The organism is Roseibium sp. (assembly GCF_965216085.1).
In the GTDB taxonomy this organism is placed as follows: domain Bacteria; phylum Pseudomonadota; class Alphaproteobacteria; order Rhizobiales; family Stappiaceae; genus Roseibium.
Window position 1 is genome coordinate 4,963,082 of sequence record NZ_OZ244138.1, and the last position, 20,476, is coordinate 4,983,557.

General features: G+C 52.6%; 21 protein-coding genes. 6 read left to right on the top strand and 15 right to left on the bottom strand.

What is annotated here, in order from left to right; genetic code table 11:
- Window positions 1-17 precede the first annotated feature (17 nt).
- The 6 genes from ACOOFE_RS23275 to ACOOFE_RS23300 form a co-directional block, all read right to left on the bottom strand.
- Entirely contained in the window at window positions 18-1,220 is a 1,203-nt protein-coding gene (locus ACOOFE_RS23275) for an AAA family ATPase (RefSeq protein ID WP_420415628.1), read from the bottom strand.
- A 112-nt stretch (window positions 1,221-1,332) separates the two neighbouring features.
- A complete protein-coding gene (locus ACOOFE_RS23280) occupies window positions 1,333-2,040 on the bottom strand; it encodes a CpaD family pilus assembly protein (protein WP_420412255.1) in 708 nt (235 codons plus the stop codon).
- A 16-nt stretch (window positions 2,041-2,056) separates the two neighbouring features.
- A complete protein-coding gene (locus tag ACOOFE_RS23285; protein WP_420412256.1) occupies window positions 2,057-3,505 on the bottom strand; it encodes a type II and III secretion system protein family protein in 1,449 nt (482 codons plus the stop codon).
- Entirely contained in the window at window positions 3,502-4,266 is a 765-nt protein-coding gene (gene cpaB / locus ACOOFE_RS23290; RefSeq protein WP_420412257.1) for a Flp pilus assembly protein CpaB, read from the bottom strand. Before cpaB ends, ACOOFE_RS23285 begins: the two co-directional genes overlap by 4 nt.
- A 209-nt stretch (window positions 4,267-4,475) precedes the next feature.
- A complete protein-coding gene (locus ACOOFE_RS23295; RefSeq protein WP_420412258.1) occupies window positions 4,476-4,988 on the bottom strand; it encodes an A24 family peptidase in 513 nt (170 codons plus the stop codon).
- Window positions 4,989-5,120: 132 nt separating this feature from the next.
- Entirely contained in the window at window positions 5,121-5,309 is a 189-nt protein-coding gene (locus ACOOFE_RS23300; protein ID WP_141183641.1) for a Flp family type IVb pilin, read from the bottom strand.
- Between the two features lie 481 nt (window positions 5,310-5,790).
- Between ACOOFE_RS23300 and ACOOFE_RS23305 the strand changes: the two genes are divergently transcribed.
- From ACOOFE_RS23305 to ACOOFE_RS23325, 5 genes are all read left to right on the top strand, one after another.
- Window positions 5,791-6,252, top strand: coding sequence for a pilus assembly protein N-terminal domain-containing protein (locus ACOOFE_RS23305; protein ID WP_141183642.1), 462 nt, complete (start codon window positions 5,791-5,793; stop codon window positions 6,250-6,252).
- A gap of 105 nt (window positions 6,253-6,357) precedes the next feature.
- Window positions 6,358-6,834 carry a TadE/TadG family type IV pilus assembly protein gene (locus ACOOFE_RS23310; protein WP_420412259.1) on the top strand — a complete coding sequence of 159 codons (477 nt, stop codon included), beginning with the start codon at window positions 6,358-6,360 and terminating at the stop codon, window positions 6,832-6,834.
- Window positions 6,818-7,429: a TadE/TadG family type IV pilus assembly protein gene (locus tag ACOOFE_RS23315; RefSeq protein ID WP_420412260.1), complete on the top strand. Its 612-nt coding sequence runs from the start codon at window positions 6,818-6,820 to the stop codon at window positions 7,427-7,429. Before ACOOFE_RS23310 ends, ACOOFE_RS23315 begins: the two co-directional genes overlap by 17 nt.
- Before the next feature lie 117 nt (window positions 7,430-7,546).
- Entirely contained in the window at window positions 7,547-8,959 is a 1,413-nt protein-coding gene (locus ACOOFE_RS23320; RefSeq protein WP_420412261.1) for a bifunctional enoyl-CoA hydratase/phosphate acetyltransferase, read from the top strand.
- A gap of 2 nt (window positions 8,960-8,961) precedes the next feature.
- Window positions 8,962-10,146, top strand: coding sequence for an acetate/propionate family kinase (locus ACOOFE_RS23325; RefSeq protein ID WP_420412262.1), 1,185 nt, complete (start codon window positions 8,962-8,964; stop codon window positions 10,144-10,146).
- Between the two features lie 31 nt (window positions 10,147-10,177).
- On the opposite strand, the gene ACOOFE_RS23330 is transcribed toward ACOOFE_RS23325, so the two are convergent.
- Entirely contained in the window at window positions 10,178-11,110 is a 933-nt protein-coding gene (locus ACOOFE_RS23330) for a phosphate/phosphite/phosphonate ABC transporter substrate-binding protein (RefSeq protein ID WP_420412263.1), read from the bottom strand.
- A 78-nt stretch (window positions 11,111-11,188) separates the two neighbouring features.
- Here ACOOFE_RS23330 and ACOOFE_RS23335 point away from each other — a divergent pair, with 78 nt between their 5' ends.
- Window positions 11,189-11,809, top strand: a complete 621-nt coding sequence (locus tag ACOOFE_RS23335; RefSeq protein ID WP_420412264.1) for an HAD family hydrolase — start codon at window positions 11,189-11,191, stop codon at window positions 11,807-11,809.
- Window positions 11,810-11,847: 38 nt separating this feature from the next.
- On the opposite strand, the gene ACOOFE_RS23340 is transcribed toward ACOOFE_RS23335, so the two are convergent.
- The 8 genes from ACOOFE_RS23340 to ACOOFE_RS23375 all read right to left on the bottom strand — a co-directional run bounded on the left by ACOOFE_RS23340 (window position 11,848) and on the right by ACOOFE_RS23375 (window position 20,462).
- The gene (locus tag ACOOFE_RS23340; RefSeq protein WP_141183647.1) at window positions 11,848-12,876 is read right to left on the bottom strand and encodes a histone deacetylase family protein; all 1,029 of its coding nucleotides are present in this window, start codon (window positions 12,874-12,876) and stop codon (window positions 11,848-11,850) included.
- 54 nt (window positions 12,877-12,930) lie between these two features.
- Window positions 12,931-13,926 carry an aldose epimerase family protein gene (locus tag ACOOFE_RS23345; RefSeq protein ID WP_420412265.1) on the bottom strand — a complete coding sequence of 332 codons (996 nt, stop codon included), beginning with the start codon at window positions 13,924-13,926 and terminating at the stop codon, window positions 12,931-12,933.
- A gap of 72 nt (window positions 13,927-13,998) precedes the next feature.
- Window positions 13,999-15,498: a phosphomannomutase/phosphoglucomutase gene (locus ACOOFE_RS23350; RefSeq protein WP_141183649.1), complete on the bottom strand. Its 1,500-nt coding sequence runs from the start codon at window positions 15,496-15,498 to the stop codon at window positions 13,999-14,001.
- 66 nt (window positions 15,499-15,564) lie between these two features.
- Window positions 15,565-16,068 (bottom strand): retropepsin-like aspartic protease family protein, encoded by a 504-nt coding sequence (locus ACOOFE_RS23355; RefSeq protein WP_420412266.1) that lies wholly within the window; start codon window positions 16,066-16,068, stop codon window positions 15,565-15,567.
- 176 nt (window positions 16,069-16,244) lie between these two features.
- Window positions 16,245-16,874, bottom strand: a complete 630-nt coding sequence (gene upp, locus ACOOFE_RS23360; RefSeq protein WP_141183651.1) for a uracil phosphoribosyltransferase — start codon at window positions 16,872-16,874, stop codon at window positions 16,245-16,247.
- A gap of 67 nt (window positions 16,875-16,941) precedes the next feature.
- On the bottom strand, window positions 16,942-18,195 hold the full coding sequence (locus tag ACOOFE_RS23365) for a DUF1688 family protein (RefSeq protein WP_420412267.1): 1,254 nt from the start codon (window positions 18,193-18,195) through the stop codon (window positions 16,942-16,944).
- A gap of 11 nt (window positions 18,196-18,206) precedes the next feature.
- A complete protein-coding gene (locus ACOOFE_RS23370; protein ID WP_420412268.1) occupies window positions 18,207-19,205 on the bottom strand; it encodes an adenosine deaminase in 999 nt (332 codons plus the stop codon).
- 36 nt (window positions 19,206-19,241) lie between these two features.
- Window positions 19,242-20,462 carry a phosphopentomutase gene (locus tag ACOOFE_RS23375; RefSeq protein WP_420412269.1) on the bottom strand — a complete coding sequence of 407 codons (1,221 nt, stop codon included), beginning with the start codon at window positions 20,460-20,462 and terminating at the stop codon, window positions 19,242-19,244.
- Between the last annotated feature and the right edge of the window lie 14 nt (window positions 20,463-20,476).

The following is a 20,476-nucleotide window of genomic DNA, read 5'->3' on the forward strand; positions in this document are numbered from 1 at the left end:
TCCGTTGGCCTGGTCACTTAGCCGGCTTTCCGTTTCAGTTTTGAAAACAGTTCTCCCAAAGGAGAGCGAGAAGATTTAGTTGGCTGTGCCTTCCCGGAAACCGATTGCGCCAGATCCTCAAACATGCGCGCTATCGCATGTTTGCCATCAAGTTCACCTATCATTTGGCCATTATTGGCCGCCGTTCCGAACAATTGAGGTTCGAACGCGATTGCGGCCTGAACATCCAATCCTAGGGCACTTGCAAATTCATCCGGTTTAATCTCCGGACGCTTTGGTACGTTCACTTTGTTCATTACCAAATGCGGTGGCCGGTCGTTCGGGCGCAGCTGCTTGAGCAGATCCACCATATTCTTCGCGTTCCGCAGATTCGCGAGATCGGGTTCTGCCACCAAAACAATCTCATCGGCATTGAGCAAAGTGTTCTTAACCCAAGAGTTCCAAGTATGTGGAACATCCAAAACGACATGCGGAGTGCTGAGCCGCATCGTATCGATCAACTGATCAAACGTTTTTTCGTTATGATCGTAAGTTCGCTCCAGCGTGGCTGGCGCTGCCAATAGACTCAAATGCTCGTTGCATTTAGCAAGGATACGATCCAGGTAGGTTTCGTCTAGCCTTTCAGGAGAAGAAATCGCCTCAAATACACCTTGCAAAGGATCTTGATTGTAGTCCAGACCGGCCGTTCCAAAGGGCAGATCGAGATCTGCAACCAAAACTTCGCTGTCGAATTTCCGCGCCAAACACCAAGCACCATTGTGCGCAACGGTTGATGCGCCGCAGCCGCCCTTTACACCGTAAAACGCAACGGTGCGGCCCAGCGGCTCGGCTTCCGGGTCATTGTATAGGTTGCTGATTGCTCCAATCAGCTGAAAGATCGACACCGGGGCAATGAGATACTCGCTCACCCCGCGCGTGATCAGTTCCCTGTAGAGGGTGACGTCATTCACATCACCGATCACAATCACTTTCGTTCCGGCATCGCAGTACTCCGCAAGCCGGTCGAGGCTTTGAAGAAGGTCTTCGCGTGCGCCAGATGTTTCTACGATAATTAGATTGGGTGTCGGTGCCTGTTCGAAGGTACTGATTGCAACGGGAATTCCTCCCATCTCAATCTTCATGTGAGCCTTCAACATCCGGCGATCTTCAGTTGCCGCCTCAACCGTATGCATCGTGCTGTCACTTAGGCAAAAGCTATGGACGGTTATCCGCGGAATCATTGCAACGTCCTTTGCGTCCACCGAACCTGAGTAGCCGTTGCCACCGTGATTCGTTGACGGATCAGGATTACCGGACATTCCCATAGCATCTGAATCAACATTCATTGGATCATCACTCCGAAACTTCTGCACCAACACCTTCGGTATATTGGGAAGCAGTTGTTTCACCCTTCCTATACTTTTCGAATACGACTGCTCTGCGGTTCTGATCACCAGGTGTGCTCGACCGCGGAGTGATCAGGTCGGAAGGGTTCTCCACCATCGCCGCAAGATTAGACTGAGTTGCACAGCCAAAATTTTGGTAGTTTGTATTCTGGGTGATACCGCCACCGATGTTCTTCGGCCAGGAACCGCATTCGCCGGTTGTTGCCTTCATGCGGGCGTACGACAAGCGAATTGGCGCGTCTGCGGACGGGTCTGATGATGGATAGGTCCGCGTCGAGATCTGAGAGCCGCTGAGACCTCCCCGTTTCAAGGCACCACGGATGTCCCGGGTAACCGCGTGAACCGCCGCTTCATTGGCTGCACCAGTCGGAACAAGGATTTCAACTCTTCCATTGCCTTGCCGCCTGGAATCCATTGCAAAGGAGGCAATTGAATCGGTCACCGGTCCACCTAGCCGGCGGGTATTCCTGCCAATCGGAAGATCCAATGTTTCAGGCGCTTCACTCACCACAATTGGATGTTGGTATCGATAGTCATGCGACGCCAGCAATTCTGCATTTGACTGCTTTTGGGATTGACAGCCGGCGACCAGAAGACCTGTCAATAGTACCACGCCAGTGGAGGCGGGCAGCTTAAACCGGGAATGTAGTGTCATTTTCATCCGACTGCCCTCACTTGTAGATGAAGCCAACTTGGCCATGGTAAGTGCCTTCCGCCTGCTGTCCGGCTGGGTTGAATATCTTGTTCAACCGGTTCAAGAACACGGTTTCCGCATCTGATGGGGCAAACAGGTTTTTGTCCGGCCGAACCATCTTCTGTGCCGCAACTGGGCGGACAGCATATGGAGTGACAAAGACCGCCAGTTCTGTTTGCTGTTTCAAGAAATCCCGGCTCTTAAACAATGCACCAATGACTGGTAACTGCATCAGCCCAGGAACCCCTTCGATTGCCTGCTGGTAGGATTCTTTCAACAAACCGGCCATAACAAGCGTCCCTCCAGAGGGCAGCTCCATAGTCGATTCGGCCCGCCGAACTTTCAAAGCTGAAATTGTAATACCACCTGCCGATACGGCCCCTTCATTGGACAATTCGCTGACTTCGGTCTTAACGCGCAGGCTAATCCGGCCGCCGGACAAGACCACAGGTGTAAAGTCCAACCCAACACCAAACTTCTTAAACTCGACCGAGATCTTGTTGTCTTCTTGGGCTATCGGAATTGGAAACTCACCACCGGCCAGGAAGCTAGCGTTTTCGCCCGATATTGCCGTCAAAGTGGGTTCAGCAAGTGTCCGGATAACACCGTCCCGCTGTAGAGCGTCGACCTGTGCAGTGAGCGACGTTGCACCGGTTGCGAAAGTGACACCTGCTGTCGCCTGATTGACGATAGACGGGTTCACATTGAATGATGGTAAGCTATCGCCGAACGGATTGTAGTTGCCAGCCGATATGCTTCCACTAAATCGGACACCCAGCTGCTTGATAATGGAGCGCTCGACTTCGGCGACAGTGACCTTCAAGTGCACCTGATCGGAACCGGATACGGATATCAGATTAACGATCCCCGCGGCGCCCTCTGCCCCCTGAAATTTCGCCGCAATATCGGCCGCTTGCTGTGCTTCGATCGTGCTTTTGGCAGTTCCAGACAATACGATATTGCCGTTTATGGACTCAGCCGAAACATTCGCTCCTGGAACCAGTCTTCGAATGATCCGAGTGATATCGGATGTATCTTTTTCAACACGAATGCTAAAACTGGCCAATTCACGACCACTGCGGCCAAAAAGAACCAACCGGGATTGGCCGGCTGTATTGCCGAGGACGAAAATCCGGCGCGGTGTTCTTAAGACAGCGTCCGCAATCTCTGGATTGGAAATCAATACATCTGCCGCATCTTCAGCCAAGTTGATGACGACTGAGCGGCCAATGCCAACATTCAGTATCCGTCCACTGGCTCGTTCTCCAGCCGCAATGTGCACTTGGCTTGGAAATACCTCTTGAGCCTGGGCGTGTTGCGGTTCAGCGAGGAGGGTCGTCGCTGCGAGCGCCCCTAGGAACAGTATTCCCTGCTTGAGTGTATTGCCGTTCTGGCGAAAGCGGATTTTTGGAATGAATTTTGTCATTTCACGCCTGCCTGGCTGGTAATGCCGTATTTTACAAAACTGACACCCCGACGGGTTTCCGTCGGTTCGGCGTCATCTGCAGAATCTTGAGCGCTGCGTAGTGCCAACGCTATTGTTCCGACCTGTTGTGATTGCGCGACAATCTCCGACTGCCCAAGTGTGAGCTCAAGGGTCGCTGTCCGTTTCGGTGAAAGGTTCTTTTGATCTTGCTCGCCTGCGGTGGTCGTATCGATAGCCAGAACCCGAATGTTTTCGAGAATGGTTTCGCTCATCGCTCCCTCGTCGGAACGACGAGTCAGGATCAGATCGACTTTGTCACCTGGTAAGATGAACCCGCCTGCAGTGGTTTCCGCTTCGACTGCAACGGCTATTGCACGCTTCCCTTTTGGCAAAAGCGCAGACATGAACCCCTTGTCGGTGTTAATAAGGCGCTCAGGCCGGATAGGCTCGCCCTTGTAGATTCGTGTCTTGGCGATTTGTCCAAGAAGCTCTTCATTGGCTTCCGGTTTTGCCTTTTTGGTGACTGCACCGATCGGAACTGCTTCTTCCGGCCAATCCGTCCAGACCATATCCTCAGCAGACAATTTTCCACCCAGCAGGATATCATTTGCCGCAGTAAGCACTTGCTCTTGAGCCTGTTTAACCGGTTGCGGCGCCTCGGCGACCTGTTCAGAAGGCCCGCCAGACATCATCACCATCCGGAATGCCAAGATTCCGGCAGCCACGGCTACAGCCAAGACAAGAAGGCGTGCTAATTTCATGACCAACCATCCAATAATGCAGAGCGCAAATGCGCCGATATCAGCTAATTTGACTGGAATTGGTCAAAACATGGTTAATCGGATGTAGATAATTTTGGTAAATATTTGTTTACGTTACTTACCAATCAATTAATTTGCTGCAATTTGCATAAAATCTAAGAAAACCACATCCGGAATTCGCTAAAACTGTTGCTCGCTGGCGATTGGAATCAATGTCCGATGTAACCGAACCAATCGGACATCGGATACATAAGCAATGCCGCGGCAGCAATTGCGATCCCATAGGGAATACCGCTCTTTTCGTCATGCAAGCGGAGCAACCACTCCTGGTTCGTCAACGGTTCTGGCAACACAACAAAATACCGTCTCACCATCAAAATGGAGACCGTCAGAACGCAGCCGAAAACCGCAACGAAAAACAGGAACTCGACGAGCAGCGGCGAAAATCCAAACCACAGCCCTATCGAACTAATGAGCTTTACATCTCCGCCACCCATCCAACCGGCAGCAAAAAAGGCAAAACATGGAAGAAAGAGAACGAGAAGCCCAAGGCCATGCATCCCCCAAGCCGCCAGAGGCAACTCAAGCGCCAATGCCAAAAGCCCAAATCCGAAAATAAGCAGGATTGACACCCGGTTTCCGATTTTCATCGTCAGAAGGTCTGACGCGCCGGCAAATGCAACTAGCATCGGAAAAAACACAATAACTAACGCTTCAATCATGACATACCCATTAGTGGGAGATCTGCAATGTGACCAAAGAATCGTATTGTTATTTGATTAATAACCGGGAAACGAAAAACGGGCGGTAACCCGCCCGTTCTAAAACTCTAAGCTTGGTAGAGTCGAAAACGATTAACCGCCAGCAGTAGCTGCGCCGGAAGACAGTGCGGTGTTGATGGTAGTAAAGATACCTGTCAGGCTACCGCTCATAGTAGTCAGAATACCAATAATAACCACAGACAGCAGACCAGCAATCAAACCATATTCGATCGCGGTTGCACCGGATTCGTCTTTTACGAAACGGGAGATAAGAGATTTCATAATTCTGCTCCAAGTACCACTTTGTTGACAGCTTCAAATCCGACGGATCTTTTTGCGGTCCGTTCGAGATGAATTCACTCTAGGTCAGAGTCATTTCTAAGGAGTTAAATTTACCATCTCGAATTGAAATACACTTGATAAAAATACATATGGTTAACAACAGGTGTACATTAAATCTACATAAATATCAGTTAAAATTTTATCAAAACTAGAACATTCAAACAAAAACCCATTATAATATCACGCGATATCTCTGTCTATATTGCTGCATTTCTCGCTCCCAGGCAAAGAAACCATCAATTAAATCATGCCTCAGGTCGAGAAATTTCAGCTTTTACCTAAGTCTATAAATATATAAAATGGTCATTCCTGCCGCCATTGTGGGTCTATCTTCACACTTCTTTCGTCGCGTTGTTAGCAGAACATTCACCATGTTCGAGTTAAAGTCTCGCTCGCATGGAAAGAGTAGGGATAATTCGAGATGCGCAGAAACCTGATCAGACTTGCCTTTGTGCTTTTGAGCGGAACGTTTGCAACGACGGCCGTTGCTGATGACGGCCCTGTGCTGGTTACGGTTGACCGCGCTAAGATTTTCCGGGTCGAAGACGGAGCCTCAGCAGTGATTGTTGGCAATCCATTTATCGCAGATGTTTCGATGTTCGATCAGAACACCGTCGTCATCACCGGAAAGAGCTATGGGACAACCAATCTGGTCATCCTGGATCAAGACAACAAACCAATCGTCGATGAAATCGTTACTGTACGGGCGTCGGAAGACGGTGTGGTGTCCGTGTACAGAAACGCAGCACGAGCGACCTTGTCATGCAGCCCTGAATGCGAGCCAACATTACGTCTTGGTGATGCAGCAGAGTCCTTTGAAATGATGGCGACCCAAGCAGAGTCCCGAAACAAAATGGCTGAAGATGCAGCAACCGGCGGATAGATGAGCGAATAGATGCAAGTAAACACGTTCCATCGCATGAGAAACAGTCCGGTCCGCATTTGGTTGCGGCGCAGATTGCGTTCTTTCGCACGGGACAAAGATGGCGTGACAGCAATTGAATTTGCATTCGTCGCGCTGCCATTTTTTACCGTTGTGTTCGGAATTCTTGAGTTGGGATTGGCTTTTCTCGTCAATCGCATGGTGGACAACGCGGTGATTGAAGCTTCGCGCTTGATCCGCACCGGGCAAGCCACAAGTTCAAGCTTTTCTGCTAACGATTTTGCCGACCAAGTCTGCAATTCATTGCCCGGTTTTTTGTGTCAATCCGATCGGATACGGGTCAACGTAAGCAAAGCAAACGATTTTACCAACATTACGTCTTTAGATTCGCTCTATGACAGTGAAGGAAACATCGTCGACGACAATGCCTATGCATCGTCGAACGAAAGTGAAATCGTCGTCGTAAATGTGGTCTACAGATGGCCGATGTTCTCATCCTTTATGAATCTCAGTGCTTTGGATCACGGCTCAGAACGTCACTTATCCTCAACCATGGTGTTTCGAAATGAACCGTGGTCTTAAAAACTTGCGGTCCTTTGGCGGCCATCGCCGAAATCTTCCCGCTGCCCTTTCCCGCTTTTGGACGGACAAGCGCGGCGTTTCGGCCATTGAATTTGCAATGATTCTGCCGTTTATGTTGGTCCTATTGCTTGGCATGGCTGAAGTTACGGACGCGCTTAATCAGGATAGAAAAGTCAGCAGGATGGCCAACGCCATTACCGACCTTGTGGCACAGGCTGAAACTGTCACGACCGGTGAGCTCGACAATGTGCTAGCTCTTGGTGCAACCATTTTGCAACCCTACTCGACCACCAATCTGAACATCATTGTTGCCAGTGTCTCATTTGATGAAGACGGCGATGCCAGTGTTGACTGGAGTTATGACGATGCTGGAAATAACCCTTGGCCCTCTGGTTCCGCACCGCCAATAACGCTCCCCGGCACAGTCGCTGCCGCAAACACTTCAATTGTTTTAGGCCAAGCCACACTTGGTTATACGCCGCCATTTGCGGGCGTACTCAACCAGTATTTTTCAAGATCTTCCTCCATTACGCTTAGCGACACTTACTATCTTCGCCCTCGGCTGACTGGCCAAGTACCCTGCAGCAACTGCTAATAAGCTTTTCCTGTTACATAATGGCTTTGCCGTATTTTTTACGTTGCATTGCGCTGCTAGGTATCCGCCTAATGCCGCATTGCGGCGGTTTAGGTTTTTCCAGGAGACAGGCGGCCAATGGCTACGAACCGGACTTATGACCAAATCAAAGTCGGAGACACAGCGGAAATCGTCCGGGAATGCTCCTCCAACGATCTGCTCGTATTTGCGCACGCGTCCGGCAATCGCAATCCGATTCACTTACCCGATACCGATTGGACCGGCGACGGCGTAGTCGACAAACCGGTCGCACCCGCTATGTGGGTTGGGGGACTGGCCTCCGCGGTTCTCGGCAACATCCTTCCCGGTCCCGGCACAATGTACAAAGCCCAGTCCTTCCGGTTCCTCGGACGGGCGGCCGTTGGTGACAAATTGACAGTCCGGGTGACCGTCACCGAAAAGAAACCGGACAATATTCTGATCATGGATATGGCGGTCTTGCGCCAGGACGGTATGCGGCTGGTTGAGGGGGTGGCGGAAGTCATCGCACCAACGGAAACAATCGAGTTTGATTCCAGCGATATCCCGGCCCTTTTGGTACAGCGGCACCGCCACTTCAACCGCATGATCGAGTTGGCAAAATCGCTTCCGGCATTAACAACGGCTGTGGTCGCGCCTGATGATCCGAATTCATTGGAAGGCGCGCTGATTGCAGCCCGGGAAGGTCTTATTCATCCGATCCTTATTGGCGCAAAATCCCGCATTGAAGGTGCTGCACAAGAGTTAAATGAGAGCCTAGCCGGGTTTGAAATCATCGACATTGAAGATGAATCAGAAGCGGCTGGCCGGGCCGTTCAAATGGTTCACGAAGGAACTGTCAAAGCGGTTATGAAAGGTCACCTTCATACCGACCACCTGCTGCAACATGTGGTGAAAAAGGATGGTGGCCTCAGAACCAAACGCCGGATTAGCCATGTGTTTGTCATGGATATCCCGGGCCGAAAAACCCCGGTTCTCATTTCGGATGCGGCTATAAATATCTCGCCAGACCTGAACACTAAGGTCGATATCACCCAAAATGCCATCGATGCAGCCCGGTCCCTTGGACTTCAGTCACCAAGGGTCGGCGTATTGTCGGCTATTGAAACCGTCAATCCTGCGATCCCGTCGAGCCTGGATGCTGCGGTACTTTCGAAAATGGCCGAACGGGGTCAGATAAAGGGTGGTATCGTTGATGGTCCGCTGGCCATGGACAACGCCATTGATGTTCAAGCAGCCCGGACCAAGGGCATCACCTCCCTTGTGGCCGGGCATGCGGAAGTCCTGATCGTTCCCAATCTGGAATCCGGCAATATGCTGGCCAAGGAACTGACCTTCATTGCCCATGCAGAGGCTGCAGGACTTGTTCTTGGGGCCAAGGTGCCGGTCATGCTGACCAGCCGGGCAGATGACAGCCGGGCCCGCCTTACCTCTTGCGCCCTGGCTCTCCTTTACACCCATTGGCAAACCAACGAGGTCCCCGTCGGCATTCTGGATCGTGATGGGGAGTGATCATGGCACCGGTAATTCTGGTCCTGAACTCAGGATCGTCTTCGATCAAGTTTTCACTGTATCAGGATGAGGTCGAACAAATAGCGGGGCAAATCTCCGGGCTCGGTGCCGAACCGCGCCTCGATCTTTTGTCTCGAATTTCCGGAAAGGCAATTGATCGGGCACTAAACTCCAGCGAAGCGCGGTCCCACAACACTGCTCTTCAGGCGTTATTGCCAGTCATTGATGAAGAGCTTGGCGGAAGACCGGTCACAGCGGTCGGACACCGGGTAGTCCATGGCGGCACGGATCACGATCTCCCTTTAAAGATCACAGACGAAATTATGGACGAGTTGCGTGCACTCGAACCGCTGGCGCCGCTCCATCAGCCACACAATCTCGCAGGAATTGAAGCCGCACGCGCGGCCTTTCCCGAAGCCATCCAGACGGCTTGTTTCGACACGGCTTTCCACCGCAAACATCCATGGGTCAACGACACATTCGCCCTGCCCCGCTCACTCTATGATGAAGGGGTTCGCCGGTACGGGTTTCATGGACTGTCCTATGAATATATCTGCGAACACCTGAAGCAGAACGATCCGTCCGCCTATAGTGGCCGTGTCATCGTTGCGCATCTGGGAAATGGCGCGTCCATGTGCGCCATCCGCGGCGGGCAAAGCATTGGATCAACGATGGGGTTCACAGCCCTTGATGGGTTACCTATGGGCACCCGGTGCGGCCAGCTGGACCCTGGTGTTGTCCTCTATCTGCTCACGACAAAGGGCATGAGCCCGGATGACGTTTCAGACCTTCTTTATAAACAATCAGGTTTGAAAGGATTGTCCGGTGTCAGTCAAGATATGCGCACCCTCACCCAGAGTGACGATCCAAAAGCAAAAGAAGCCATTGACTATTATGTCTTCCGCATCCGCCGCGAGTTAGGCGCAATGGCCGCCGTTCTGGGGGGCATTGATACGATCGTCTTTACAGGAGGAATTGGCGAGAATTCTGCGCTCATCCGCCAGCGGGTTTGCGACAGTCAGGAATGGCTCGGTTTGGAGATCGATCCAGAGCTGAACGATGCTGGAGCGTTGAGAATTTCAACGGAAAAGTCAAAGATTTCCGTTTTGGTGATCCCGACAAACGAAGAAGAAATGATCCGCCGGCATACGTCCGCGTTGCTGTCGGCTGAGACAACACCGGCCTGACTTGAAATCTCGTCATTTAGCCGCCAAACAATTATTGGACGCCTTCAGCCCCCCCTCCGGAAGATGGAATTTCATAAGTCCTCAATACGGGACGGTAGTCGGCGTGTCCGACCGGCTCAAAACCACCTGGTAAATCTGGTTCGATCGCAAGATAAGCAGCTGGTTGTTCACGCCTAAGGTCCATCAGCCCAGCACGTAGGGTCCGCTTCAGCGCATCAGGCAAGTCGGAGCGGATGGTGTGTGCGGAGTATGGGATTGGAGGTGACCGCCAGATGATTTCCAGATCTTCAAATCCGCTGCCACCGGACAAATAATAGTCGTTTAAAGTTCCGGACGTGAAACCGTTTTTCGCTTCCCCGGCCAGAGAGGACCAACCAAGGGACGCCTGAACCCGGCCATCTAGAATGGCACGAATGCCTTCTACCGGATTGCGGACTTCCACCAGTGCTTCAAAATACTCCCGCACATCAATGCCGTCTGCTGCAAGATTTGCGACCGGAACCCGGTATCCCGCCACTGCGTATTTGCCCCCGACTGCAAGCCGTTGATGCCGCAAACTCTCAAGATTTGCCGGCGTTTCGCCGCGCCGGCCAATCATAATGGCGTAAAATCGTGCTGGAAAATCATCCGGCCCGGCAGTCACCAAAGGCTCAACACATTCACACAATTGAAAAGTGGCCGCATAACCAGATGGAGACAAACGGATGTAATCGATCTTGCCGGACGCCAGGGCTTCAATTCCATCGGCCATGGTCTGCATCAAAAAGAGATCTACCGGAAGATCGGCAATGTCCTCCAGCGCCTGGCGGAAAGGTTCAACCCGATCACGCGCTGTGTCATCTGCGGCAACCACCACGCCTAAACGCAATCGATCGGGTTGAACTTGGCCACCTTGCACGGCTATGACTGATTGAGGGAATGCGAAACTCACAACCAACACCAAAAGCACAAAAAGCTTTTTCATCACAGTCACATATCCACGTAGAATAGACACCTGAACAGCACCACTACTGTTTGCGAACCAGCCTTGCCGGAAAAACTCATGAGCAAATCAATTACCCACGTCGTCTTCGATATAGGAAATGTCCTGATTGAATGGAATCCGGAATATCTCTACTGCGACCTTATACCGAATAATGAAGAACGGCGGAAATTCCTCGACACCGTCTGCACGCCGGATTGGAACTTGCAACAAGACCTGGGGCGGTCCTGGGATGAAGCCATCCAGCTGCTGTCAGCGCAACATCCAGACAAAGCCGGGCTGATCCGCGCATACTCTGAACGTTGGCATGACATGGTGCCCGGCGAAATTTTTGGAACGCCAGCTTTGCTCGCTGAACTGAAGGAGAAAGGGGTCCCGCTTTATGCAATAACCAATTTCTCGTCCGAAAAGTTTGTAGAAGCGCAAGAGCGGTTTCCGTTCCTGAAATCCAGCTTTCTTGACATCGTTGTCTCAGCCGAGGAACGTTTGCTCAAACCAGATCCGCAAATCTATAAAGTGCTGTTTGAGCGGAACAATCTTGATCCAACGAAGTGTATCTTTATCGACGATTCCCTGGCGAATGTTGAAGCCGCGCGGGCACTCGGGATGGCCGGACATCACTTCACCAGCGCTCAGACACTTGAAAGGGATCTGACCGACCTTGGCTTGCTCGTGCGTTAAGTTTGCCGAGCTCTCTGCCTAGATTAGGGGCTCTCGCCTTAACCGGCGAAGCCCTCTAGAACATTGACACAATTGGTTCCAAGTGCGTCCACCGCATAGCCGCCTTCCAAAAGGAAGATTGTTGGAACCCCAACCCGCGCAAGCCTTTGGCCAAGACGAATGTAATCTTCGGATTTGAACTTAAAACCGGAGATCGGATCGTTTTCATAACAATCCAACCCCAAAGACACGATCAAGGCTTCCGGTTTGTAAACCAGAAGCCACCGGCAAGCCTCATCCAACGCAGTGATATAGGTATCCCAGTCGGTTCCGAGCGGCAGCGGCCAGTTCCGTGTAAACCCGGTTCCGGCATGTTCACCCGTTTCATCTGCATATCCCAGGAAATAGGGATATTCCTGTTTGGGGTCTGCATGTAGGGAAAGGAATAGAACGTCGGGCCGGTCATAGAACAGTGCCTGTGTGCCATTCCCATGATGATAATCTACATCCAGGATCGCAACCCGGTGAAGACCATAGTCCCTCAAGTACTGAGCTGCGATCGCTGCGTTGTTGAAAAAGCAATACCCGCCAAAAAAGTCGTGACCGGCATGGTGTCCTGGCGGACGGCAAAGAGCAAAGGCAGACTTTTCTCCGTCCTGGATGAGCTTTGCGGCTGTTAGTGCAGAAGCGGCAGACGCGTGCGCCGCCCGGAAAGTGTGTTCGCCGAGTGGTGTGCCAGCATCCATCGAATACCGGCCTAAAAGCCCATCCACATGTTCCACCTGAGTGTCTTGGCGCAGACTTCTGATTGGCCAAACAAACGGAAATGCTTCCGACGTCCGTCCAATTGCCGTCCACATAGACCAAAACGTCTCAAGGAAGGAGACATATTCAGGGGAGTGCACCCGATGGATCGGCCGAATCGGAAATTCCATCGGCTCAATTACATCCCCGACACCGCGCTCTTTGACAGCGGATAAGACCATTTCCGCCCGGCTTGGGGTTTCGACCGCCGGCTGGAGACTGCCATCAGAAATCTCCTGTTTCGGCGCATGGGCAAGCTGGGTAGATGAAAATACCGTCTTCACAATTTGCCACCAGTCCTGATGAATTTCCGTTCTTTGAGAATACTCTAACCGATCTTACGAGAAACGGAATTCCGTAACGTGATTATAATTCTCCGAGGGCTGTAACAAGACGTCTGTAAACTCTTTGTGGTTGACGCTGTCCGGCCAGCGCTGTGTTTCCAGACACACCCCCGCATGAGCACCATAGTCTCTGCCTGCCAATCCGGAAACCGGGACGTCTAACTTTCCGCCATCATACAATTGGAGTCCTGGTTCCGTTGTCCAGACTTCCATCCGCATATCACCTGCTGCGTCCTCCAAAGCTGCTGCGAACTCAACCTTTTCCCGCGGCCTGTCTGCCAGGCAAAAATTATGATCGAAGATGACATCCTGTTCGCCGGATCTCCGGCGCAGACGGCGGCCATCTTGAAAGTCGTAGGGTGTCCAGGCAACATTGCGAACCTCGCCGTTTGGAATAAGGTCGCTGTTTACCGGTAGATAGGTTTCTGCGGCAATTTCCAGCTGATGATCGAGGATCGTATCGCTGCCATCCAAATTGAAATAGCTGTGCTGAGTTAAGTTGACTGGGGTCAGTTGGTCTGTCGTGGCTGACATCTTCACCCGGAGAGCGCCAGATCCGGTCAAAGTGTAGCGAACCAGCACTTCGACGGTCCCCGGATACCCCATGTCGCCATCTTCGGAGATAAGCTTGAGCAGAACGCTCGCCTTGTCACTTTGTTCGATCTGCCAAAGACGATTGGAAAAGCCAGCTGAACCGCCATGCAAATGATGACCGCTGTCGTTTTGGTCGAGCTGATACTCTTGTCCGCCAAGCACCATCCTGCCATTGGCAATGCGGTTCGCGCAGCGACCAACAACAGCCCCAAAATAGGGTGAATAGTCTAGATAATCTTGCAGCCGTTCAAACCCAAGAACAACTGATCTTCCATTGACCTTCAGGTCCCGGACAATCGCTCCATAACTCAGGATTGATGCTTCCAAACCGCCTTTTTTGAGCGTGATTTCTTCAACGCGCGATCCGTCTGGAAGTGTGCCAAAATCCTGGATCATGGATGAAATCTCCTGAAAATAACAAAAAAGGCGGCGAGAGTTTCGCCGCCTAAATCAAGCGTGGTCAAGCCCTTAAAGGGTTTGATTGTATTCGCCGACTTCCGGGTTTTCCCGCAGAACCGCGTCTACCGATTTGAACATTTCATGGAGACGAGCTTCCGAAACCGGGCTTTCAACAACAACAACAAGCTCAGGCTTATTGGAGGATGCCCTCACCAAGCCCCAGGTTCCATCTTCGCTGACAACCCGGACGCCGTTCACGGTGATGAGGTCCGAAATTGCCTGACCGGCAAACTGATCACCAGCGCTATGCATTTCCTTAAACCGGCTAACAACCCGGTCGACAACGTCATATTTGATTTCATCGGCGCATTTTGGCGCCATGGTGGGCGAGCCCCAGGTCTTCGGTAAATCCCGGCGAAGATCAGCCATCGTCTTGTCTGGATTGCGATCCAGCATATCCAAAATGGCAATGGCCGAAACCAGACCATCGTCATAACCGCGGCCGATGGGTGCGTTGAAGAAATAGTGGCCAGACTTTTCAAAGCCAACGATGGCTTTGAGATCGGTAACGCGGCGCTTGATGTAGGAGTGCCCGGTTTTGAAGTAGTCGGTCTTGGCGCCATTGGCCTGAAGAACGGGATCTGTCTTGAAGAGGCCTGTCGATTTAACGTCGACAACAAATTGGCTGTTCGGATGAAGCGCGGAGATATCCCGGGCCAGCATCACCCCAACCTTGTCGGCAAAGATCTCTTCCCCCTCATTGTCGACAACACCGCAGCGGTCTCCATCGCCGTCAAACCCAAGCCCGACATCGGCGCCAACTTCCAGCACCTTGTCGCGCAAGGCATGAAGCATCTTCATGTCTTCCGGGTTCGGGTTGTAACGCGGGAACGTGTGGTCAAGCTCCGCATCAAGCGGAATGACTTCCGCGCCCAGTGCTTCTAGAATCTTCGGCGCAAAAGCACCGGCGGTGCCATTGCCACAGGCCGCAACAACCTTAATCGGGCGCTTGAGTTTCTCGCGTTCCGTCAGGTCCTTGAAATAGACATCGGCAAACCCGTCTACAAAACGGTAGCTGCCGCCGCCTTTCAGATCGAACGTGGCATCCAGGACAATATCTTTAAGCCGGCCCATTTCATCCGGACCGAACGTAAGCGGCCGGTCGATGCCCATCTTCACACCCGTCCAGCCGTTGTCATTGTGCGAGGCTGTGACCATCGCGACTGCCGGTACATCTAATGCAAACTGCGCGAAATAAGCCATTGGGGACAGTGCAAGTCCGATGTCATGCACGTTAATTCCGGCTGCTAGGAGGCCATTCACAACAGCCATCTTGATAGAGGCCGAATAACCGCGGAAATCATGTCCAACAACAATATCAGGGCGCACGCCACGCTCATGGATCAGGGTGCCAATCCCCATCCCGAGTGCTTGCATACCCATAAGGTTGATTTCTTTTTCAAAGAGCCAACGCGCATCATATTCGCGAAACCCGGTCGGTTTCACCAGCGGCAGCGTCTCATATTCGTAGGTATTCGGCGTGAGAGCAGGTTTCGGCTTTGGAAACATAAAATCCTCGAAAAACTTTCGCATCTAAGGTCTTTATAGGAGGCCTTTGTGACAACAAAGACAAATTTACTGGATGAGTACAAGGGTGCCGTTTGAAATGTCAAACCGATCCAGTTCGTTCAGCGCCGTCATTCCCAGAAGCGGCGTTGATAGGCTTTCATCCCGCAGAACAAGCGCATCAATATTTCTAAGGCTGATACGGCCAATCTTTAGCCTGTCTATGATGGCGCTCGCACCATAGGTCGTGCCGTTTGCGGTGCTCACGCGGTATTTGAAATCTTCTCTTTTCGGAAAGATGCCGACATCCTCGGCGACTGACAATGGAAGGACGGTTGTCGATGCGCCGGTGTCGACCAGCATTTCATGCATCTGTCCATTGAGATGAACATCGGCAACAAATTGCCCGCTGCGATTTGCCGAAATGCGATGCCGTCTCGCGCCGGAGACATCATCGGTTTCCAAGACCGTGGCTACCGAACCACTTGTCTGGTCTGCCTGATAGTCCAGCAACAGCGGAACCAGAGGAACCAATCCCACAAAAACCAGCAAAATGATTACAAAACGAAACATGGCCGCTCCGGCTGACGATGCCGAATACGTAGCAAATCTTCCTTATCGGGCCGTAAAAGTACCACTGACCAATTGAACCATTTCCGGGTTCGATTAATGATTCAATGGTTTATGAGCAAAACAAAAAAAACGCGGCACCAATGGCGCCGCGTAGACAAAGACCAAGTCCGAAGACCTTACTTTGTGCCGTACATCCGATCGCCGGCATCACCAAGACCAGGAACGATGTAGCCTTTTTCGTTCAGTTTCTCGTCAACAGCAGCCGTGTAGATCGGCACATCCGGGTGCATTTCGTTAAATTTCGCAACGCCTTCCGGTGCTGCCAGCAGACACAGGAAGCGAATGTTGTTGGCTCCCCGCTCTTTCAGTTTCTGAACGGCCGCAATCGCCGAATTGGCGGTGGCCAGCATGGGATCAACAACAATTACAAGCCGCTCGTTTAGATCTTCCGGCGCTTTGAAGTAATATTCGACCGGCTGCAGTGTTTCTGGATCCCGGTAAAGGCCAACGTGTGCAACACGGGCCGATGGCACCAGCTCCAGCATGCCTTCCAGCAGTCCATTCCCTGCACGCAGCACGGATGCAAAAACAAGTTTCTTGCCGGCCAGCATTGGCGCCTGCATTTCGGCAAGTGGCGTTTCAATGGTCTGGCGAACCAGCGGCAGATCCCGAGTGACTTCGTAACACAGAAGGGTCGAGATTTCGCGCAGCAACCGGCGGAACCCCTGGGTGGATGTCCCCTTGTCGCGCATGATGGTCAGTTTGTGCTGGACCAGCGGATGGCTGATGACATTTGCTCCGGACATATCTGCCTCTCTTGATGTGGGCCGCCTGAAACTGAGGGCCGTCTTAGGAATTTCTATTGTTCGGGACCTATGCCCCGAACGGCAACCAAAAAATAGTGCTGGGGTTCAGGAATTTTGCGAGTTTTTCGCGCAAGGCTCCGTTTTCCCGAAGTATCTCTGCTCCGGCCCGGTTTGTTCCGCCTTCAAGGATACACGACAACGGCAATTGCTCGGCCTCGACTTCCAGTTCCTTGCGCAACATATCAGCCAATTGATCGATCAAGGCACAGGTAATTGCGCGCAGTTCGATCATCTGATCGTTTGCCTGTTCAGAGGTCAGATCCGTCTCATCACTCGTGACCCTCAAAACTCCCGCTTCCACAAACAAAGCCGCATGTTCGGCGTCTGCTGGACCAGTCAATGTGTCGAGCTCATCAACTTCATATCCGGCCCAGGCCAGCGGTTCGACGAGCGAATACACCATTACCTGCGCCGTCAAATGGAACGGGACCGTTTGAGAACCATCTGCCCCGTTGTTGGCGCAATAGTCAAAGCTGTCGCCAAAAGAAACATCGCCTTTCGCCGCTCCGCCTTCCCAAAGAGGAGCAAGACTTTGAAGCAACCGATCGAGAATGGCAGTCGCATCAACCGATCCCCAACCTTCGCTTCCAAGTTTCACGAGAAGATTTCCAGGCCGGGTTGTTTCCCCTTCACCGAACAAATCCGCGCGCAAAGCCAAAGCTTCGCCAAACCGCTTGAGATGGCGCTGGAGATTTTGCAGAAGCGCTGCATCTCCTTCAGCATTCCATTGAAGTCCAGATGCCAATTCTGCGGTTTCCAGGCGGATCAAAGCGTCGGCATCGACCCGGAACGGATCGACAGGATCCGAAGAAAACGAGCCAGCAGCGAACATATTGATGGTGGCCAGCGCCGTGGCTTGCCGGCCAGTTGCAACTGTTCCGGCCATCGTGTCTTCATAGGACCAGCCAGGCGGTGTCGAAACATCCATATAGACTGCAAGAATCGCGAGGTCGGCAGCTGCGGCCAGCAAATCATCAGCAGTCTGGAACTCTCTTGCAGAGGCCAGAGCACTCCAGCGGTCAACACCGCCAGCTTCAAACAAGCGCCAGACCCCGTAGGGAGGAATCTGGAAATCGGGATACGTTTGTTTGGTGATCTCCAGGGTTTTGATCAGGGCCTGACCCAACTTGCTGGAATCAACCGTTACATATTGGAGGTCACCGCATGTCGCTCGGCTTAAAAACTCTTTCGAGAGTTTGCGGACGTATTCGGCCTTAAAGATTTCCAAAAGGCCGTTGTCATTTTGCGCTTCTGTTGTCATGGCCGGTGTATCTATCCGCCATTTTTTGCACTGTCGAGGCGAACCAGCAGCCTGTTCCTCGTAGTCTCGTCACAAAAGGCAGCATCGATCGCCGTTCGGGTTACATCCAACTGGTCGTCGAGTGTCCAGCTGAACGTCTCGGCCACCGAAGAGTACTCCTTGCCCAAGGTGGTTCCAAAGAACGGTGGATCATCGGAGTTCAGAGTTATCTTGACGCCTTCCCGGCGCAGGATGTTAACCGGATGGAACCGCAGGACCGTATAGACGCCAAGCGCTGTGTTCGACCCGGGACAGACCTCGAGCACGATCTTCTCGTCCGCAAGGCGTTTGACAAGATCTTTGTCTTCAATGGCACGGACACCGTGACCGAGCCGCTTGACCCGCAAAAACTCCAAGGCAGCGGTGATGCTCTCCGGCCCGCCGAATTCGCCCGCATGAGCCGTCGTTCCAAGTCCAGCTTCCTCGGCCATCCGGAACGCTTTTGCGAAATTGGCCGGATGCCCGGACCGCTCATCCCCAGCAAGACCAAATCCAGTTACCAGCGGATGCGGATTTCCGATGACTTCCTTTGCGACCCGCTCCACGGACGCAGCACCAAAGTGGCGTACACCAATGGCGATCATCCGCCCCTCAATGGCCGTGTCGGTCTTGGCCCGTTCTATCCCAGCCGCCAAGCCCTCGACATAAGACCGGTACGATAAGCCAGCGGCCTGCGCATGGTCTGGAGAGATAAAAATCTCGCCATAAATCGCTCCTTCAGCTGCCAGCATGCGAAAATAAGTTTCGGAAAGCAGCGAATAGTCGGCCGGAGTTTTGAAGACCGAACTGGCAACGTCATAGGCCTTCAAGAAGGTCGTGAAATCGGACCAGACATATTGCCCATTACCGTCGATGATCCCCGAGACATCAACTCCGTGCTGATCTGCAAGCTGCAGAACGAGACGCGGCGGTGCGGCGCCCTCAATGTGACAATGCAGTTCGGCCTTGGGAACGCCGACGGTCTCGTTCATAGCTGGTCCTGCCACTTTCGTCCTTCGTCTTTGCCGTTACAGAAAACTGGTTCCGTGCGGCCCCAGAGCAATACCGAGGTGATCTGCAACGCTTTCGCCTATATCGGCATAGGTATTGCGTCCGCCGATTTTTTTGCCTGCGATCCCTGGCCCGGTTGCGATCACCGGAACATGTTCCCGCGTGTGATCCGTTCCTGGCCACGTTGGATCGCAGCCATGGTCAGCAGTTAAGATCAATAGATCACCATCCCGCATTTTGTCGATCATCTCAGGCAAACGCCGGTCAAAGTGTTCAAGAGCGGCCGCATAACCAGGAACGTCGCGCCGGTGGCCATAGAGCGAGTCGAAATCGATGAAGTTGGCAAAGATAAGATCCCCATCTTCCGCCAAATCCATCGCTTCCAATGTTTTGTCGAAAAGCTGATCGTTACCCGCGCCTTTCAAGACTTTGGCAACCCCTTGATGGGCAAAAATATCAGAGATCTTACCAATCCCGTAAACGGTCCGGCCTTCCGCCGTCAACCTGTCGAGAAGGGTCGGTTCTGGCGGGAGGACGGAATAATCCCTGCGGTTTGCCGTACGCTCAAACGTATCGGCGTTTTCGCCTAAGAATGGGCGGGCAATGACCCGGCCGATATTGTAAGGATCAGCAAATTCGCGTGTGATTTCACAAAGCTTATAGAGTTTCTCCAGCCCGAAATGCTGTTCGTGGGCGGCGATTTGAATGACCGAATCCGCGGAGGTATAAAAGATCGGCTTTCCGGTTTTGACATGCTCTTCGCCGAGTTCGGCAATGATTTCCGTCCCCGAGGCATGTTTGTCACCCAGAATACCGCTCAGGCCTGCCTTCTCACTAACCTTGGCAATCAGGTCAGCCGGAAACGTTGGGATGGTTTCCGGGAAATAGCCCCAATCGAACCGGACCGGGACACCGGCAATTTCCCAATGACCCGAGGGGGTGTCCTTGCCGTTGGAAACTTCAGCGGCATAGCCCCAAAGACCTTCCGGCTCACCGGAAAAAGTTAGGCCCGGAATGTGTTCACCGGTCGATAAACGACCGGCCGCACCAAGACCCAGCCGGTCCATGTTTGGAACCGACAGAAGCCCGGATCGAAGATCCTCGCGGTCGCCTTTGTCAGCGGCACAATGCTGCGCAATGTGGCCCAGCGTGTCGGAGCCCGCGTCGCCAAAGGCGTCCGCATCCGCTGCGCCGCCAATCCCGAAACTGTCCAGCACGCACAAGATCGCACGGGGCATGAGCATCTCCTCAT

Coding starts and splice junctions, on each gene's coding strand:
- ACOOFE_RS23370 (WP_420412268.1), bottom strand. CDS start 19,205: ATGAACGAGACCGTCGGCGTTCCCAAGGCCGAACTGCATTGTCACATT.
- ACOOFE_RS23335 (WP_420412264.1), top strand. CDS start 11,189: ATGAGCAAATCAATTACCCACGTCGTCTTCGATATAGGAAATGTCCTG.
- ACOOFE_RS23300 (WP_141183641.1), bottom strand. CDS start 5,309: ATGAAATCTCTTATCTCCCGTTTCGTAAAAGACGAATCCGGTGCAACC.
- ACOOFE_RS23280 (WP_420412255.1), bottom strand. CDS start 2,040: ATGACACTACATTCCCGGTTTAAGCTGCCCGCCTCCACTGGCGTGGTA.
- ACOOFE_RS23355 (WP_420412266.1), bottom strand. CDS start 16,068: ATGTTTCGTTTTGTAATCATTTTGCTGGTTTTTGTGGGATTGGTTCCT.
- ACOOFE_RS23285 (WP_420412256.1), bottom strand. CDS start 3,505: ATGACAAAATTCATTCCAAAAATCCGCTTTCGCCAGAACGGCAATACA.
- ACOOFE_RS23305 (WP_141183642.1), top strand. CDS start 5,791: ATGCGCAGAAACCTGATCAGACTTGCCTTTGTGCTTTTGAGCGGAACG.
- cpaB (WP_420412257.1), bottom strand. CDS start 4,266: ATGAAATTAGCACGCCTTCTTGTCTTGGCTGTAGCCGTGGCTGCCGGA.
- ACOOFE_RS23295 (WP_420412258.1), bottom strand. CDS start 4,988: ATGATTGAAGCGTTAGTTATTGTGTTTTTTCCGATGCTAGTTGCATTT.
- ACOOFE_RS23320 (WP_420412261.1), top strand. CDS start 7,547: ATGGCTACGAACCGGACTTATGACCAAATCAAAGTCGGAGACACAGCG.
- ACOOFE_RS23315 (WP_420412260.1), top strand. CDS start 6,818: ATGAACCGTGGTCTTAAAAACTTGCGGTCCTTTGGCGGCCATCGCCGA.
- ACOOFE_RS23330 (WP_420412263.1), bottom strand. CDS start 11,110: ATGAAAAAGCTTTTTGTGCTTTTGGTGTTGGTTGTGAGTTTCGCATTC.
- ACOOFE_RS23350 (WP_141183649.1), bottom strand. CDS start 15,498: ATGTTTCCAAAGCCGAAACCTGCTCTCACGCCGAATACCTACGAATAT.
- ACOOFE_RS23375 (WP_420412269.1), bottom strand. CDS start 20,462: ATGCCCCGTGCGATCTTGTGCGTGCTGGACAGTTTCGGGATTGGCGGC.
- upp (WP_141183651.1), bottom strand. CDS start 16,874: ATGTCCGGAGCAAATGTCATCAGCCATCCGCTGGTCCAGCACAAACTG.
- ACOOFE_RS23325 (WP_420412262.1), top strand. CDS start 8,962: ATGGCACCGGTAATTCTGGTCCTGAACTCAGGATCGTCTTCGATCAAG.
- ACOOFE_RS23365 (WP_420412267.1), bottom strand. CDS start 18,195: ATGACAACAGAAGCGCAAAATGACAACGGCCTTTTGGAAATCTTTAAG.
- ACOOFE_RS23345 (WP_420412265.1), bottom strand. CDS start 13,926: ATGATCCAGGATTTTGGCACACTTCCAGACGGATCGCGCGTTGAAGAA.
- ACOOFE_RS23275 (WP_420415628.1), bottom strand. CDS start 1,220: ATGATTCCGCGGATAACCGTCCATAGCTTTTGCCTAAGTGACAGCACG.